At 46.5% G+C, this 17,855-nt stretch carries 14 protein-coding genes and 1 pseudogene; 11 read left to right on the top strand and 4 right to left on the bottom strand.

What is annotated here, in order from left to right:
- Positions 1-137 precede the first annotated feature (137 nt).
- From lepA to proC, 7 genes are all read left to right on the top strand, one after another.
- Positions 138-1,964, top strand: a complete 1,827-nt coding sequence (lepA, locus tag T408_RS0104615; protein ID WP_028118910.1) for a translation elongation factor 4 — start codon at positions 138-140, stop codon at positions 1,962-1,964.
- 344 nt (positions 1,965-2,308) lie between these two features.
- Positions 2,309-3,985, top strand: coding sequence for a formate--tetrahydrofolate ligase (locus T408_RS0104610; protein WP_028118909.1), 1,677 nt, complete (start codon positions 2,309-2,311; stop codon positions 3,983-3,985).
- Between the two features lie 116 nt (positions 3,986-4,101).
- Entirely contained in the window at positions 4,102-5,034 is a 933-nt protein-coding gene (locus T408_RS0104605; protein WP_028118908.1) for a DUF1002 domain-containing protein, read from the top strand.
- A 208-nt stretch (positions 5,035-5,242) separates the two neighbouring features.
- Positions 5,243-5,920 carry a uracil-DNA glycosylase gene (locus T408_RS0104600; protein ID WP_028118907.1) on the top strand — a complete coding sequence of 226 codons (678 nt, stop codon included), beginning with the start codon at positions 5,243-5,245 and terminating at the stop codon, positions 5,918-5,920.
- Positions 5,921-5,925: 5 nt separating this feature from the next.
- Positions 5,926-7,827, top strand: a complete 1,902-nt coding sequence (locus T408_RS0104595) for an ABC-F family ATP-binding cassette domain-containing protein (RefSeq protein ID WP_028118906.1) — start codon at positions 5,926-5,928, stop codon at positions 7,825-7,827.
- Positions 7,828-7,836: 9 nt separating this feature from the next.
- Positions 7,837-8,340, top strand: a complete 504-nt coding sequence (locus tag T408_RS0104590; protein ID WP_028118905.1) for a dihydrofolate reductase — start codon at positions 7,837-7,839, stop codon at positions 8,338-8,340.
- Entirely contained in the window at positions 8,337-9,149 is an 813-nt protein-coding gene (proC, locus tag T408_RS0104585) for a pyrroline-5-carboxylate reductase (RefSeq protein WP_028118904.1), read from the top strand. Before T408_RS0104590 ends, proC begins: the two co-directional genes overlap by 4 nt.
- Before the next feature lie 626 nt (positions 9,150-9,775).
- Here the strand turns inward: proC and T408_RS0104575 are convergent.
- A complete protein-coding gene (locus T408_RS0104575) occupies positions 9,776-10,921 on the bottom strand; it encodes an ArgE/DapE family deacylase (protein ID WP_028118903.1) in 1,146 nt (381 codons plus the stop codon).
- A gap of 209 nt (positions 10,922-11,130) precedes the next feature.
- Between T408_RS0104575 and T408_RS0104570 the strand changes: the two genes are divergently transcribed.
- Positions 11,131-11,733: a cadmium resistance transporter gene (locus T408_RS0104570; protein WP_028118902.1), complete on the top strand. Its 603-nt coding sequence runs from the start codon at positions 11,131-11,133 to the stop codon at positions 11,731-11,733.
- Positions 11,734-12,235: 502 nt separating this feature from the next.
- On the opposite strand, the gene T408_RS11720 is transcribed toward T408_RS0104570, so the two are convergent.
- The gene (locus T408_RS11720; protein WP_051444791.1) at positions 12,236-12,880 is read right to left on the bottom strand and encodes a phosphatase PAP2 family protein; all 645 of its coding nucleotides are present in this window, start codon (positions 12,878-12,880) and stop codon (positions 12,236-12,238) included.
- A 134-nt stretch (positions 12,881-13,014) separates the two neighbouring features.
- Here T408_RS11720 and ylxM point away from each other — a divergent pair, with 134 nt between their 5' ends.
- The 3 genes from ylxM to T408_RS0104545 all read left to right on the top strand — a co-directional run bounded on the left by ylxM (position 13,015) and on the right by T408_RS0104545 (position 15,664).
- Positions 13,015-13,341 carry a YlxM family DNA-binding protein gene (ylxM, locus tag T408_RS0104560; protein ID WP_028118901.1) on the top strand — a complete coding sequence of 109 codons (327 nt, stop codon included), beginning with the start codon at positions 13,015-13,017 and terminating at the stop codon, positions 13,339-13,341.
- A gap of 13 nt (positions 13,342-13,354) precedes the next feature.
- Entirely contained in the window at positions 13,355-14,824 is a 1,470-nt protein-coding gene (ffh, locus tag T408_RS0104555) for a signal recognition particle protein (RefSeq protein ID WP_028118900.1), read from the top strand.
- Between the two features lie 540 nt (positions 14,825-15,364).
- Positions 15,365-15,664, top strand: coding sequence for a hypothetical protein (locus tag T408_RS0104545; protein WP_028118899.1), 300 nt, complete (start codon positions 15,365-15,367; stop codon positions 15,662-15,664).
- Positions 15,665-16,083: 419 nt separating this feature from the next.
- Here the strand turns inward: T408_RS0104545 and T408_RS11960 are convergent.
- Together T408_RS11960 and T408_RS10870 are read right to left on the bottom strand one after the other, a co-directional pair.
- Positions 16,084-17,390, bottom strand: a pseudogene (locus T408_RS11960) (IS1182 family transposase).
- 185 nt (positions 17,391-17,575) lie between these two features.
- The coding region (locus tag T408_RS10870; RefSeq protein WP_028118713.1) for an IS30 family transposase at positions 17,576-17,855 on the bottom strand (280 nt) is incomplete at its 5' end.

Raw genomic sequence — 17,855 nt, 5'->3', positions numbered from 1 at the left:
AAACCAGTTAGCTAATAATCGCCTCCTCTTAGCTCAGAGCTATGAGAAGAGACTTTTAAAAAGCTACCTTTTGCCTTGTTTTTTTGATATGATTAGAAGGTATATAAATTGACCTGTATGAAGGAAGTGAAGATAAGATGAATTTGCAAGAAATGAGAGAGCGTCAAGAACGAACGCGCAACTTCTCGATTATTGCTCACATTGACCACGGGAAGTCGACCTTGGCCGACCGGATTCTCCAACAAACAGAATCGGTGGCTGACCGTGATATGAAGGAACAACTCCTCGATTCCATGGATTTGGAACGGGAGCGGGGGATTACCATTAAATTAAATGCGGTGGAGTTGACCTATACAGCTAATGATAGCTTGGAATATACCTTCCACTTAATTGATACCCCTGGACACGTGGACTTTACTTATGAGGTGTCCCGTTCGCTGGCGGCCTGTGAAGGGGCTATCCTAGTCGTTGATGCGGCCCAAGGAATTGAAGCTCAAACCCTGGCCAATGTCTATCTAGCCTTGGATAATGATTTAGAAATTCTCCCGGTTATTAACAAGATCGACCTACCAGCTGCTGATCCGGAACGCGTCCAACAAGAGATTGAAGATATTATTGGTCTGGATGCTTCTGAAGCGGTCTATGCCTCAGCTAAGGTGGGTCTAGGAATTGACGAAATCTTGGAACAAATCGTCGAGAAAGTTCCAGCCCCAGCGGGTGACTTGGAAGCCCCCTTGAAGGCCTTGATCTTTGACTCGGCTTATGATAATTACCGCGGGGTTGTCTTGAATATACGAGTAATTGATGGGGTTTTAAGACCTGGTGATAAGATTCAATTGATGAGTAATGGTAAGACCTTTGAAGTGGTTGAAGTGGGTATCTTCTCGCCCAACGCTGTTCCTCGTGACTTCTTGATGGTTGGTGACGTTGGATATGTGACAGCCAACATTAAGACTATCCAAGATACCCGGGTGGGGGATACTATCACCTTGGCTGATAATCCGACAGCTGAAGCACTTGAAGGTTACCGCCAATTGAACCCGATGGTCTTTGCAGGTTTGTATCCAGTGGATTCCAACGATTATAATGACTTACGGGAAGCACTCGAGAAGCTTCAACTGAATGATGCGGCTCTCAAGTTTGAACCGGAGACCTCTCAAGCGCTTGGCTTTGGCTTCCGGACTGGTTTCCTAGGATTGCTTCATATGGACGTCATCCAAGAACGCTTGGAGCGAGAATTCGATATTGACCTCATTATCACTGCACCGTCAGTTATCTATGAAGTCTTGAAGACCGATGGGGAGACCGTCCGCATTGACAATCCATCCGATATGCCGGATCAGACCGAAGTAGAAGAGATCTATGAACCTTACGTTGAAGCGACTATTATGGTTCCCAACGATTATGTTGGAGCAGTCATGGAGTTGTGTGAGCGTAAGCGGGGCGACTTCAAGACCATGGAATACTTGGATGCCAACCGGGTGAATGTAGTCTATGAGATGCCGATGGCAGAGATTATCTATGACTTCTTTGACACCTTGAAGTCTCATACCAAGGGTTATGCTTCCTTGGATTACCATGTTATTGGTAACAAGGCCTCTAACTTGGTTAAGTTGGATATTCTCTTGAACGGTGAAGTAGTCGATGCCTTCTCAACTATTGTCCACCGGGACTTCGCCTTCAAGCGTGGCCAAGCTTTGGCTAGCAAGTTGAAGGATATTATACCGCGTCAGATGTTCGAAGTGCCCGTTCAAGCAGCGATTGGCAACAAGATCATCTCACGGACAACCATCAAGGCCTACCGCAAGGACGTAACCGCCAAGCTCTACGGTGGAGACGTATCCCGTCGTAAGAAATTGTTAGAAAAACAAAAAGAAGGTAAGAAACGAATGAAAGCCGTTGGTTCGGTTGAAATTCCGCAAGAAGCCTTCATGGCGGTCTTATCCATGGATGACGACAAGTAAGAGTAATAGAAGATGTAGCTAGACCCACTAGCTAATAAAATTAACATAATCGATCCGTTTGCCATAGGAAAGCTGGGAGTCTGGCTCTCAGTTGCTTATCGGGCTATCAAGCTTCCAGGCCAATCCATTAGGCCTATATTGCTTTGACCCCTTTGAGACTGTGGCTTTCGGATCTTTTTTTACTTTTGAGCTCATTCCAGGTAAAGTAGGATTGTCATTTTCCAACCGAATGGGGTGGAGGTTATTTTTACGAATGTTTATCGATAAAAGACAAATTATTTGTCTTTTATCTATGGACGGCCCCTTAATCGTGGTAAAATAAGTAAAAATAAGGGGGTTAAGGAATGTCACATTTAACAGATATTGAAATTGCACAAGCTTATCAGTTACAACCAATGGAAGAAATTGCTTCTAAATTAGGTCTTTCAGAAGAAGATTATGCCTTGTATGGTAAGAATAAGGCCAAGGTAGACCATCGCTTGGACCGCGGTCGCTTTACCGATAAGCAAGGCAAACTTGTCTTGGTCACGGCGATTTCTCCTACAGCAGCGGGAGAAGGAAAGACCACAACCTCTGTTGGTCTAGCAGATGCGATGAACCAACTAGGTTATCAGACCACTCTAGCTCTAAGAGAGCCATCCTTAGGACCAGTCTTTGGGATGAAGGGGGGCGCAGCCGGCGGGGGTTATGCTCAAGTCGTACCGATGGAAGAAATTAACTTACACTTCACGGGAGACTTGCATGCTATTGGGGCTGCCAATAACCTCTTAGCAGCTATGTTGGACAACCATATTCACCACGGCAATCAACTAGCCATTGACACACGGACCATCAGCTGGAAGCGGGTGGTCGATATGAACGACCGCCAATTACGCCAAATTGTCGATGGACTGTGCGGACGTGCCAACGGGGTTCCCCGTGAAGATGGCTTTGATATTACTGTGGCTTCTGAAGTAATGGCTATCTTGTGTCTGGCTAGTGATTTAGAAGACTTGAAGGATCGCTTGGGACGGATTGTGGTAGCCTTTAATGATGAGGGCCAACCGGTGACTGCCGAAGACTTGAAGGCCCACCATGCCATGGCGGCCTTACTGAAGGAAGCGATTAATCCCAACTTGGTTCAGACCTTGGAAGGAACCCCCGCCTTTATTCACGGAGGCCCTTTTGCTAATATTGCCCACGGCTGTAATTCAGTGATTGCCACTGAATTAGCCCGTGACCTATCGGATTATGTGGTAACTGAAGCCGGCTTCGGGTCTGATCTTGGGGCTGAGAAATTCATTGACATCAAGGCCCGCCAGACAGGGAAGATGCCGGATGCAGTGGTTCTAGTAGCGACCATTCGAGCCTTAAAAATGCATGGTGGCCAGGCCAAGGATGACCTAGGGCAGGAAAATCTTCAAGCCTTAGAAGCAGGTCTGGTGAACTTGGAGCGTCATCTGGCTAATATTCGTCAGGTCTTCCAACTGCCCGTCGTTGTGGCCATCAATAAGTTCCCGACAGATACAGCCAAGGAGCAAGCTTGGTTGGCTGGTCAAGCTGACCGCCTAGGTGTTCAAATCGTCGAATCCGATGTCTGGGCTCAAGGAGGTAAGGGAGGCTTAGCCTTAGCTCAAGCAGTCGTAGACCTCTGCCAAGAAGAGTCTCAAGGACAATTCAGTTATGACCTAGACTTATCCATTCAAGATAAGTTGCAAACCTTGGTTGAGAAGGTCTATGGTGGTAAACGAGCCGTCCTAACAGCAGCTGCCAGAAAGCAAGCCCAACAGTTGGCGGACTTGGGCTACGGCCACTTACCAATTTGTGTGGCCAAGACCCAATACTCCTTCTCAGATTCAGCTAAACGCCTAGGGGCACCGGAAGACTTCGATGTGACCATTCGTCAGTTGAAGTTATCAGCTGGCGCTGGCTTTATCGTAGCTTTAACAGGCTCCATCATGACCATGCCTGGCCTTCCTAAGCATCCAGCAGCTGAGGGGATTGATATTGACCGTCAAGGTCAGATCACCGGTCTCTTCTAATTATTCCTAAAGATTGATGAAATCATGAATCCCCAATGAAATATTTGGGGATTTCTATTTTTTGAGCGGGAATTGCTTCCATTAAATGGTATACTTAGCAAGCAAGGAGGAGAATCATGAAAAAAATAACTTACTTACTCTTAACAGCCTTGACTGTTCTAGCGCTTGGTACACCGGTGGCTCTGGCGGATCGGGTGGCAATTGACCCCATGTTCACTTATGGGGAATCCTTGAGCCCCAGTCAATACCAAGAGACCAAGAAGGCCTTGGGAGTGGCTGATGGCGTCCAAGAGATCGAAGTTAAGATCAATGAACTTAACGGCCTCTTGAACGATACCTATCCTTATCACCAAGTCTATTCATCCACCTATATTACCCCGGCTAAGAATGAAGGGGGCGTGACCGTAGAGATTGTGACCCCACAAACGATTACGGATATCACGCCGCTCCAATACCAGAATGCTGCGATTACTGCTGGGGCAGTGGATGTGAATATCAAGGTTGCTTCTGCTGTTCGGGTAGATGGGTCGGGAGCCTTGGCGGGTGTCTACAAGTCCTTCCAACAAGCGGGGCAGGCCTTGGACTCTCAAGCTGTGAGTGTGGCCCAAGATGAATTAGCGGTCACTTCCCAGATCACCGAAGAAAATAAAGCCAACAGTGACTATTCTGATGAAGTCTTGAACGCCGCTATCGCAGAAATTAAGACGAATATTCAAGAAGTTAAGCAAACTGGTAACGGCAATATTTCCAACCAAGAAGTTCACAATATCGTCAATAACGTCATCAACAATTATAATCTGAACAACGTGATCTCAGATAATAATGTGCAAATGCTGGTCAATCAAATGAATAACTTTTCACGCTTGGAATTCACACCTGAGCAACAAGCCCAGTTCCGTCAATTGGGTCAGAAGATTACCCAACAAGGCGGTCAACTCTTCAAGGATGCCCAAACGGCTTGGGATCAAGCAGATAAGAATGCCATTATGAGCTTCTTAAGTGATTTATGGCAAGCGATTGTTGGATTCTTCCAAGGATTATTCGCATAAGAAGCAGCCGGTTAGATGAAGGCTTATATATAAGTAGAGTTGAGTAGCTTTTCTTGAATGGTTTAACCATTCAAGGAGCTGCTCGGCTTTTTTGGTTATAAGGTAGGTATTTAGGCTAAAAATCCGAGGCTTAGCATAAGCTCTGTCTTGTTATTAAGCCGGTTTTGACCTAGAATAGAGAGTGATTACAATTGGAAAGGGTGAGTGGATGTTTGACTTGGAGGCTAGTTGGCAAGACCACTTAGCAGATTATTTAGAAAGTACGAATTGGTCGGTCTTGGAGCAGACCATTGGCCTAGAGTATCAGACCCAGACGGTCTTTCCCCCTCAAGATGAAGTCTTTCGGGCTTTGAATTTGATGCCCTTTGACCAGGTGCGGGTGGTGATTCTGGGTCAAGATCCTTATCATGGCCAAGGACAAGCTAACGGGATGGCCTTCTCGGTTCATCCGGGCGTTCAGATTCCGCCTTCCTTACGCAATATCTACCAGGAGCTGGAATCCGACTTGAATATTCCAGCCCCCAACCATGGAGACTTGTCTGATTGGGCCAAGCAAGGAGTCCTGCTCTTGAATACTGTCTTAACCGTCCGGGCTCATGAAGCCAACTCCCACCGCGGCTTGGGTTGGGAAGAATTAACGGACTTGGTGATCCAGCGACTCAACCAACGAGAAGAGCCGGTGATCTTTGTCCTCTGGGGACGTCCAGCCAGACAAAAGGCCAAATTAATCAATCAAGACCGTCACTATGTGATTCAAGCTCCTCATCCCAGCCCGCTGTCCGCTTACCGTGGTTTTTTTGGCTCCAAGCCTTTTTCCAAGATCAATGAGAAGCTAGCCGAGTGGCAGCAAGAACCAATTGATTGGCAAATCAAAGATAAAGGATAGACAAGATGAAGGAATTAGCAATTACAAATTTACACAAAACTTATGGGACCAAGGAACTCTTATCAGGGGTGGACTTGAAGATTCGAACGGGCGACCGGGTGGGCCTAATCGGTCCAAATGGAACCGGTAAGTCTTCCTTCTTGAAGGTGATTGCCGGCTTGGATAATTATGACCAGGGGGAAATTAGCCATCCCAACCAGTATTCCATTGCCTACTTGAGCCAACACCCGGACTTGGATCCGGACCAGACAGTTCTAGAGACGGTCTACCAATCCGAGTCTCCCTTAGTGCAATTAGTCTTGGACTACCAGCAAGTTAGCCTGGCCCTGGCGGAAGATCCGACCAAAGAAGCGATTCAGGATCGTTTCAACCAGGTGAGTGAGGCTATGAACCGTGACCAAGGCTGGGATATGGAAGTCAAGGCTAAGACGATTCTTAGCCAATTAGGTATCTCTGATCTCGACAAGCGGGTCGGCCAAGCTTCCGGCGGCCAACAAAAACGGATTGGCTTAGCCCAAGTCTTAATTGCCGAACCGGACCTTCTAATATTGGATGAGCCGACCAATCACTTGGATGTAGACTCTATTCAATGGTTGGAGAAGTATTTGGCTAATTACAAGGGCGCCTTACTCTTAGTGACCCACGATCGTTACTTCTTGGACCGGGTGGTGAATCAGATTGTTGAACTGCGGAACGGTCAACTAGAAGTCTACCCAGGTAATTACCAAGCTTACTTGGTCCAGCGGGCTGAGCGGGCGGAAATTCTAGCCAAGCAACAGGACAAGCAGGACCGACTCTACCAGCAAGAATTAGCCTGGATGCGGGCAGGGGCTAAGGCTCGAACTACCAAGCAACAGGCTCGGATTGACCGCTTTAATGATTTGTCGGATTCGATTAAGGGTCGCCATCAGGATCCGAATAATATTGAATTAAACTTCGACCAAGCTCGAATGGGTAACCAAGTCTTGGAGATGGAAGGCGTGTCGGTCTCGATAAACAACCAGCCAGTGATTAGAGACTTCACCCGCCACTTTGTCAAGGGTGACCGGGTTGGTCTGGTGGGTCCCAACGGGGTGGGTAAGTCTACCTTCTTGAATACCATTGCTGGCCTTCATCCAATTGATTCCGGTGTCTATAAGATGGGCCAAACAGTCAAGTTAGCCTACTACCGCCAGTTGGACCAAGATTTGCCTGGTGACATGCGGGTCTTGGCCTATTTGAGTGAGGTGGCTGACCAATTCAAGCGTCCGGATGGCTCGGTAGCCAGTGCTTCTTCTATGTTAGAGCAATTTAATTTTCCTCGGATCACGCATGGCAATCAGATCAAGACCTTGTCTGGGGGCGAACGGCGTCGTCTTTACTTGTTAACCCTCTTGATTCAAGAACCGAATGTCTTGCTCTTGGATGAGCCGACCAATGACTTGGATATCGATACCTTAACGGTGCTTGAGGATTACTTGGACCACTTCCAGGGCGTCGTTATTGTGGTCTCTCATGACCGCTACTTCTTAGATAAGACCGTCGATAAGCTCTTGGTCTTGAAGGGGCAAGGAGACTATGACTTCTACTACGGCAGCTACAGTGAATACCTAGCCAGCCAAGAGGCTAACAGCAAGGAGGAGGCTAAGACTTCCTCAGCCTCACCGTCTCCAGCGTCAGAAGCTAAGGCCAAAAAGCCTGCTCCTGAGAAGAAGCGTATGACTTACCAGGAAAAGAAAGAGTGGGTGACTTTGGAAGATGATATTTTTGAATTGGAAGCGCGCCAGGATGAGATTGGTGAAGAGATGTTAACCCATAGCCATGATGCGGGTCGCTTGATGGAGCTTCAGCGGGAGTTGGACTCCAATAAGGAGCAATTGGACCACTATTATGAACGCTACGACTACTTGAGTGGCTTAAGCCAGTAAGGAGACCAGATGAAATATATCTATGCCCAAGACCTAGCGGGTGGCATTGGCCAAGGCGGTCAGATGCCCTGGCACCTCCCCAATGATTTGAAGCACTTCAAGCAGACCACCCTGGGCTACCCAGTGGTGATGGGTCGCTTGACTTATGAATCAATCGGCAGCAAGCCCCTGCCAAAAAGGCGCAACATTGTCCTAACCCGTCAGTCCGACTTTGACCCAGGCGATTCAAGGGTGGAGGTGGTGAGTAGCCCCAGCCAGATCCGTGAATGGGACCGGGAATTAGGAGGCGAATTGTTTGTCATGGGTGGCGGTCAGATCTACCAAGCATTCATGGATGATTGTCAAGAGATATACCGCACGGTGATTGATGACACCTTTGAAGCAGATACTTATGCGCCGGTTATTGATGAGAGCCAGTGGCAATTAGTGGACCGTCAACTTCAAGAAGCAGATGAGCGGAATGCTTATCGACATTGGTTTGAACATTGGATACGAAAGGATGAATATAGATGACTTTAGCAGTAGGATTTATCGGAGTGGGAAACATGGCCTCTGCCTTGGTGAAGGCTGTTCACCAATCGGATTTGGATGTAGCTATTTATTTGTCAGACCACTATCCAGATAAGATTAAGGACTTTGCTCGGGAGGTGGACGGACAGATTGTTGCTTCCACTGAAGAAATCTTAGCCAAAAGCGATGTAATCTTCGTGGGCACTAAGCCCAAGGATGTTCCAGGCGTCTTTGCTGACTTGGCTCAAGCACTGGCGTCTAGTGAGGGAAAATTGTGGATCTCTATGGCTGCGGGTGTCCCATTGGCCAAGCTAGAAGGCTTGACGCCAAGCGGTCGGGGTCACCAATGGATTCGAATCATGCCCAATACACCGGCCCACTACGGTCAAGGAGCCATCGCCTACTGCCCCGGGCAAGAGACGAGTCAAGAATCGGTCGAGACTTTTTGTGGGTTATTGAATGCAGCCGGTTATGTTGCACCATTCACTGAAGACCAATTTGATGCGATCACAGCGGTCTCAGGTTCCGGCCCGGCCTTTGTCTATATTATGATCGAAGCCATGAGCGACGCAGCCGTCAGCCAGGGAATCCCAAGAGACAAGGCCATCCACCTAGCCGCCCAGACAGTCCTAGGTTCAGCACTGACCGTACTGGAAAGTGGCGACCACCCAGCTGTGCTCAAAGACCGAGTAACCAGCCCGGCCGGCACCACCATCGCCGGAGTCAAGGCCTTGGATGCCAACGGCTTCCGCCAGGCTCTACACGAAGCCATCGATGCAGCCACCGAAGTGAGCCGCCAATTAGGTAAATAGAATCGAAGCCAGGGTCAGCTGGAGCTGGCCTTTTTTGCTTGTTGAGAAAGTTATGATGAGGTGGTAAGTGATTGGAAGCCCAATGGGTGGGCTTTCAATTGCGTGAGAAAAGGATTTGGCCTTTGGTAGGGTTGGGTCAATTGGGTGTGAAAATGATTTGGTGTATAAATTGGCGGTTCAATTAGGTGCGAAATTAATTTGGTGTATAAATGAGCGGTTCAATTAGATGTGAAATTAATTTGGCGTATAAAAGGTCGGTTCAATTAGGTGCGAAAATGATTTGGTGAATAAATGATCGGTTCAATTAGGTGCGAAATTAATTTGGCGTATAAATGATCGGTTCAATTAGGTGCGAAAATAATTTGGCGTATAAATGATCGGTTCAATTAGGTGCGAAAATAATTTGGCGTATAAAAGGTCGGTCTAATTAGGTGTGAAATTAATTTGGCGTATAAATGATCGGTCTAATTAGGTGTGAAAATAATTTGGTGTATAAATGATCGGTTCAATTGAGTACGAAAAAAATTTGGCGTATAATAACCTGATTCTATTAGGTATAAAAATCATCTATAACTTTCAAACCACACAAGCAAAAAAACTGACCCGGTGAAGGTCAGCTTTTGTTGTTATTGGTTGAGGAAGTTGAGGGCTAGGTCTTTGTTGACTTGGATCATGGTATAAAAATCTTGAAGGTCCACATATTCATTGGGTTGGTGGGCCATGTCCATTTTGCCTGGTCCGATGATAATCATGGGAAAGTCCCCCGCCTGGGTGAACTGAGAAGCGTCGGTTCCGCCGGAAAAGCTAGAGTAGTTAATCGGTTGCTGATGTTTGATAAGGGCGGATTCAGTGGCTTGAACTAAGTCGGAGTCTCGGGGCGTGGAGACAGCTTTGACATCGGCTTCAACCGTCAGCTCGTAATGGAAGGCATCCACTTGAGTCGCTAGCTTGTCGAGGATGGTCTGGGCTTGATTATAGATGGCTTGGGTGTCCTGGCTGGCGATGGTTCGAATGTCAAAGAGCGCTTCCGCATGATCGGGAACCACATTATTCCCATTCCCCCCGCCAATATGGTTCAAGGATAGAGTAGAAGGCCCAACGATTGGGTCATTGGCCTCAAGATTAAGCTCAGCCTGGATAGCTTGAATGGCTAGAATTAAGTGGTCAATAGCATTGATACCCTGGTGGGGTCTAGAAGAATGGGAAGACTGGCCAAAGGTCTTGACTTGTAACCAGAAGACTCCCTTGTGGGCGGTGGCGATTTGAAGATCGGTCGGCTCCCCAATTACCAGCCCGTCCAAGTTATCCGCGTAGCCGGCTTTCGTTAATTCTCCCGCTCCTTGGAGCCCCACTTCTTCGGCAGCAGTGATCAGGAGCTTGATTTGCCCCTTGAAGGGAATTTTCTCCTTGGCAATTTGAGTGGCTGCGGCAATTTGAGCCACCAGACCGGCCTTCATATCAGCCGTTCCACGGCCGTAAAGCTTGCCATCAATCTCTGTGGCTTGGAAGGGATCGGTCCGCCATTTCACTTGTCCAACAGGAACCACATCAGTATGCCCAGAAAAACCGAGCACCCGGCCGGCTTCCTGTCCGTCCAGGGTGGCGAGGAGTTGCGTCCGGGTCGTATCTCCGGCAAAAACGACTTGATGGCAGTGGAAGCCAGCCTCTTCAAGGACCGGTTGGATGATGTCGACGACGGCTTTTTCCTGGCTGTTGACGGAATCAATCGCGATTATATCTTTCAAGAGTTGGAGTGCTTCTTCATTGGTCACGGTGTACCTACTTTCTTTCTATGGATAAGATTGGGCAGCGAATTGACTGATTAATTATCCAAGGGATTTTGTGTTATTATACGCTTTTATAGAGATAAAAAGACAACAAAATGCCTTGTCGATCTGCTTTCTGGGGTGGCAGTGTATAATGAATTTATGTGATGGGCTCGTTTAATTGGGTTAGTGCCCTGAATTGAAAGGAGTTAGCTATGGAATTGCTATTATCAGCCATACTCGTATTTGCCTCGACGTCAATTGATTACTTGCTGGTCATAATGATCTTATTCACTGTGGTCGGCGAGCGGCGGGCAAATGCCGTCTTTGGAGGCCAGCTTCTAGGAATAGGAGTCTTAGTGGTTGCCAGTCTGATCGCAGCTTATTTCTTGAAGGCCTTTCCCCAAGAATGGATGATCGGCCTTTTGGGATTGGTACCCTTATTCTTGGGTATTCGCTCGCTGTATGTGGATGAAGATGTCGAGGAAGAGGAGGTGCGCCAGCAGGTCAGCGGGCCGTCTGGCTTAGTCATGCAAGTGGCAGCCTTATCCATCGCACTAGGAGGAGATAATCTGGGAATTTACATTCCTTACTTCACAGGACTCACGCCAGCTCAAATCTTAGGGGTCGTCTTCATATTTGCGCTAGCCACCTACGGCCTATGCTGGTTTGCCAAGCGAATCGCGGGCCTACCGATGATCGAAGAAACGATCGAAAAATATGAACGCCTGATTGTACCAGTGGTATTTATTGGTTTGGGCCTCTATATCCTCTGGGAACACCAAACCTTAAGTGGCCTTCTTAGCTGGTTGGCTTAGGGTGATAGGTAAGATGTTTGATGGGAGGGGGGTAATTGGGTGTGAAATAATTTTGGAGTGCGATGGGAACGCCCAATCCCCCATGAAATAAATTTGGAGTGCGATGGGCGAGTTCAATTCCCCATGAAATAACTTTGGTGTGTGATGGGTGAGTTCAATTGGGTGTGAAATAATTTTGGAGTTCGATGGGAACGTCCAATTACCCATGAAATAAATTTGGGGTGTGATAGGGGAGTTCAATTACCCTTGAAATAATTTTTAAGTGTGATGAGGGAGTTCAATTGGGTGTGAAATAATTTTGGAGTTCGATGGGAGCGTCCAATCACCCATGAACTAATTTTTGAGTGTGATTGGCCCTTCCAATTGCCCATGAAATAATTTATGAGTGCGATAGACGGGGTCAATTTTTTTACTGTGCAATAGCCTCTATCGAGAGCTACTTCAAATGAAGATTCCCACTAAACAAGCCACCCTCAGATCATGCAGAGGGTGGCTTGTTGGTTTACTGGTCTTGGTCTTCGAGGTCCAGGCCGTACTTGGCTAGGTAGTGGTCGAAGATTTGGGTAGCAAGGGTGAGGTAGAGGTAGCCGAGGGCGAAGCCGGCTAGGACGTCTGTTAGGAAATGGGCGCCGAGGTAGATGCGGCTGAAGCCTATCAGGGCGACCAAGCCGGCAAGGAGCCAGTTGACGGCGGGCTTTTTGTCTTGGAAAATGAGGGCTTGAAGCAGGTAGGCTAGCAAGCCGAAGATGAGCGTGGCATTAAAGGAATGGCCACTTGGAAAAGAATAAGTCGTCTCGGTGACCAAGCGTAAGGCTTCATTGGGTCTAGGTCGCTGGACGAGGTTCTTGACCAAGGGGTTCACCCCCAGAGAGCCTATAGCTAGAAGCAAGAGGCTCAAGGCACTCATGCGCCAGTTGAAGGTATAATAGTAGACCAGACCGCCTAGAACAATCACCAATAGAGTGGTCATAATGGGACCTGCTAGTTGAGTGATAATAAGCAACAAGTCAGTGGTCCAATCTTGACGGTGGTCAACAAGGAATTGGGTCACCTGGGCGTCCAGGGCTGGAATGTAGGGCTTGGCGGTTAGGACCAAGGCCAGCAAGAGGACAAAAGCAAGTGCGACAAGTAAGATTCTTTTAAACATAGACTTCCCCTTTTTTGAATAGAATAGGACCATTGTAGCAAACCACAGGCAGAATTGATAGCGAATTATATTTGTTACTGGCTAGTAATCATGGTAGAATATGGAAGATATGATTGAAGAGAAGAGGGACCCACGTGTTAGAAAAGACCATGTATATCAACCAATTGCTAGCCATCTATATGGAATTATTAACACCCAAGCAAAAGGAAATGATGCGTCTCTACTACCAGGAAGATTGGTCCCTAGGGGAGATAGCTGACCAATATGAGGTGAGTCGTCAAGCGGTCAATGATACGATCAAGCGAAGCGAGAAGACCTTGCTTCACTATGAAGAAGTCTTGGGCAACCTAGAGCGTTCCAACCAACGAGCGCTCATCTACCGTCAACTCTTGGACACGGAGGACTTAGAGCAAGTTCACCAGACTCTCGACCAGCTACTCCAACAAGAATACCAACGATAAAAGGGGAATGAATATGGCATTTGAAAGTTTATCTGATCGCCTACAAGGGGCGATATCTAATGTAGGTAAGGGTGGTAAGATCACCGAAGCGGACCTCAAGCAAATGATGCGGGAAATCCGCCTCGCCTTGCTGGAAGCCGACGTTAACTTCAAGGTAGTAAAGACCTTCGTTAAGAAGGTTAACGAGCGGGCCTTGGGTTCTGAGGTTCTGGAATCCTTATCACCCGCCCAACAAGTCTTGAAGATTGTGGATGAAGAATTAACGGACTTAATGGGGGGCGAACAAGCGCCACTCAATGTCTCCAAGCAAGCACCAACTATTATCATGATGGCTGGACTCCAAGGGGCCGGTAAGACCACCTCAGTCGGGAAGCTAGCTAAATATGCCAAGGAAGAGCTAAACCTCAAAAAGCCTCTACTGGTTGCGGCTGACGTCTATCGTCCGGCTGCCATTGACCAATTGAAAACGATCGGCCGCCAATTAGACTTTGAAGTCTATGAAGAAGGAACTCAAGCCAACCCCGTTGACATTGCCCGCAAGGCTGTTGACCAGGCGCGCCTAAATGGTAATGAAGTGGTCCTTATCGATACGGCTGGCCGTCTACACGTCGACGAGCAGTTGATGGCAGAATTAGAAAACATAAAGCAAGCCGTCCAACCCGATGAGATCCTCTTAACGGTAGATGCGATGACAGGGCAGGATGCAGCTAACGTTGCCCAAGCCTTCAATGAATCCTTGGATGTCACTGGGGTTATTATCACTAAGCTGGATGGGGACACCCGAGGCGGGGCCGCTCTATCCATCCGCCAAATTACTGGCAAGCCGATCAAGTTCACCGGTCAAGGGGAAAAACTCGATGCGCTTGAACCTTTCCACCCAGACCGGATGGCAAGCCGAATCTTAGGTATGGGAGACATGATGACCTTGATCGAGAAGGCCCAACGTGACTTCGATGAAGCTAAGGCCGAAGAGATGGCTGGTAAGATCAAGGACGCCAGCTTCGACTTTAATGACTTTATTGATCAGATGGACCAAGTCAACAAGATGGGCTCCATCAAGGATATTATCAAGATGATTCCAGGCCTTAACAAAATGCCAGGTATTGATGAATTTGATATTAGCGACAAGGATATGAACCGGATCAAGGCCATTGTCCAATCCATGACCGAGGAAGAACGGACCCATCCGGATATCATCTCACAAAGCCGCCGGCGCCGGATTGCCAGAGGTTCTGGTCAAGACCTCCAGGCCGTTAACCAACTCATCAAGCAGTTCAACCAGACCCGTCAGATGATGAGCCAAGTCTCTAATGGTAAGATGGGTGGCATGAACAAGATGATGAATCAAATGCAGAATATGATGGGACAAGGCGGTATGCCAGGAGGAATGCCAGGCATGAAGCTCAAGTCACCTGAACAAATGGCCAAGGAACGTGAACAGAAGAAGATTCGCCAACTCCTCAAGAAGAAACGTCGCCGTTAAGACCTAGTAGACAGCTTTCGGGCTGTCTTTTTTTGTGGTTGTTGATCTTGGTAAAATAGCTAGGAAAGTAGTCCTTAGGGCTCAATCATCGTAGAATGAGGATAGGAAAAAGATAAGGAGGTAAGTAGCACTTCATTATAAAGGAGACTACTATTACTAATAAGGGACATGAAGCCTTGCTTCAGGCACTCGTGGAAGACCTAACCGGTGAAAAGTTTAAGGAAGTGGTTCCAACCAGCACTTACGACTTCCAAAAACTGCAGACTGAACAAGCGAGCCCTTGAGCTACACCGAGGTTGATGTGAGAGCGCGAACGCTGGACGGTGAACTGGTTACCATTGAGATGCAGATTAGAATTCCTAGTTATTTCATTGAGCGAACGGAATACTATGCCTTCGCTTGCTATGTATCGGGCTATGCGGTCCAAGATCAGGTGGCTGATGCGCACCATAAATACAGCAGCCCTGGTCAGTATACGGGATCAATATCTCAGCTTCACCGCTCTATGACCATTCTTACCGAGCGCTTAGAGCTTATGAGATGCGCGACAAGCTGACTGGCGAACCCCTATCTCAAATAGGAGGCCAGTCCCACTATCATGTGACCTTGATCTACTTAGACTTTACGAATCGTAACTTAGAACCATCTGAACCGGCCTACCATTGGTGGCGTTACTTCATTGGTCGAGAGGCTCTAGAAGATGCACCTAGATACATCAACCAGGCTTACCCATTGATTGACCACGATAATATGACGAAAGGAGAGGTTGAAATGATTGAAGAAAGAGAATATCACCTAGCCAATCTAGAAGCTTACCTATCCAATCGTGACCGGTTGTGAGAGGAAAGCGGACTTGAAAAGGGACTTAAAAAGGGACGAGAAGAAGGTCTTGAGCGAAGCATCATGACCATGTTGCAAAACGGGGCTTCCCCTTCATTAATCCTGCCATACACAGGAATCAATAGTGAGCGACTGCAGGCTATTCAATCTAAATTGGGGTAATCTTCCTAATAGAATGATTTGATCTAACTTAAGCCATAGCCGGTAAATCAAATGGAAATCGAAATCAAGGGCTTTGGCTCGAGTTGTTAGAATTTGCTACGCTAAGAATATTGGTCATAAGATGAAGATTGTAGATAAGAATGAATCAATAAAAGACAGCCTTTGGGCTGTTCAGACTGAAGACAAATCACCTCTTAAGAATGTGATTTGTCTTTTTTCTGTTATTTTAATGGTTCCTATGAAAATAAAAAAAGCTCTTAACTTCTTTCTGCTAAGAGTTTGACGTATTTCTTCATATTGAGACAAGCAAAAGTGAGCCCTACTTTAAAGTCCATGAGCTCTTTGCCTACTAATTGAGTATAGCGCATACCATGGTGCTCTTTTGCAGTGCCAAATAATCGTTCAATACTTTCTTTGCGCTGTTTATAACGTTCCTTCATACCAACTTGATGCCGAATATGTTCACATTCTTCTAGAGCTTCTTGCCAAACATGGCGTGTAATGACTCGTTCACAGAAGTCGTCGTCTTGACTATCCATCTGATATTCTTTATAACCTTTACGATTCGTTGTTCTATAATGGTAGATGCGCTGGGCTTCATCAATGTAACAGTCAAAATATTCATCATAAACAATATCACGATTTTCTGGTTTTCGTCGAGGGCGAGTATAAGGAAATACGGGAGTCACATGGGCTTCATTAATGAGATAGTTGGCGATTGTTGGTGTCTTATAACCAGCATCTGCCACTAAATAGTCGGGATTGAATCTTTTTATTTTTTCAAACATATTAGGAAACGCTTGAGTATCATGCGTGTTTCCTGAGGTAACATCATATCCCAAGACCCAACCGTGCGCGTCACAAGCCGTTTGAACATTATACGCAAACACTTGCTTATGTTCCCCTTTATGAAACCATCCACTATCGGGGTCGTTAAGACTGACTTTTTGAGATTTTGTCTCAGTCTTTTGGGATGGTTTTAACGCTTTTTTCCGTGGTCATCTCGATCGTCATTAATCACTTGAGCTAATTCATCAGCCAACCATTTAGCTTCTACCTGAATGGTTTCATTGCGAAATTTTCTACCATTTGCACATGCTTTGACATGCGTACCATCAATAAATATTGCGTCCGAATCAATCAAATTTGCGTCAATACACAGCGATAGGATATGATAAAAAATCTGTTCTGCCAACGATGTATTCTCGAAGCGTCGTTTATAATTTTTTCCAAATGTCGTGAAGTGAGGAACCTCATCTGTCAAGCCTAACCCTAAAAACCAGCGGTAGGCTACATTAACTTCAATTTCTTGAATGGTTTGACGCATACTGGGAATACCAAACAAGTATTGAATCAACGGAATTTTTATGAGGGTGATGGGATCAATACTTGGACGCCCCTTGTTCTGGGAATATCTTTCTTCGACAAGATCATAAATAAAGGTGAAATCTATATATTGATCAATAAGGCGTAATAAATGATTTTGAGGGACTCATTCATCTAGGACAACAAATTGAAATTGGTTACGTGATTCAGCACATTTACTGGCGGCATTTTGTGTCATCATATGTCATCACCCATTTCTGTTTATTTTATACTCTTATTATACTACAAAACCTCTCACTAATACTGTTATATCAGTATTTTGTGAGAGGTTTTGTAATGAAACGATGACTTTGTCTTCAGGCTGGACAGCCTTTGGGCTGTTTTTTATATTTGATGAATTGCAATAATTATTGCGACAAAAAATCATTCTAACTGAACAAGTTCGTGCATGAATACCTCAAAGGGCGTCTTAAAATTTAAACACTTTCTAGGTCGATTGTTTATCAACCATAGCGCATTGAAAAGTTCATCTTCCGTAATTTTAGCTAGATCTGTGCGTTTAGGAAAGAATTCTCTCAGTAATCCGTTGGCGTTCTCGTTAGTCCCTCTCTGCCAAGCACTATAAGCATCCGCAAAGTAAAAAGCGATCTCTTGTTGTTCGATGTCAGAATAACAAGCAAATTCTTTCCCACGGTCAGAGGTG

The sequence above is a fragment of the Hutsoniella sourekii ATCC 700629 genome, from assembly GCF_000518205.1.
Lineage (GTDB): Bacteria > Bacillota > Bacilli > Lactobacillales > Aerococcaceae > Hutsoniella > Hutsoniella sourekii.
Note: the sequence above shows the minus strand (reverse complement) of the source record. Positions and strands in the feature narration are given on the sequence as shown.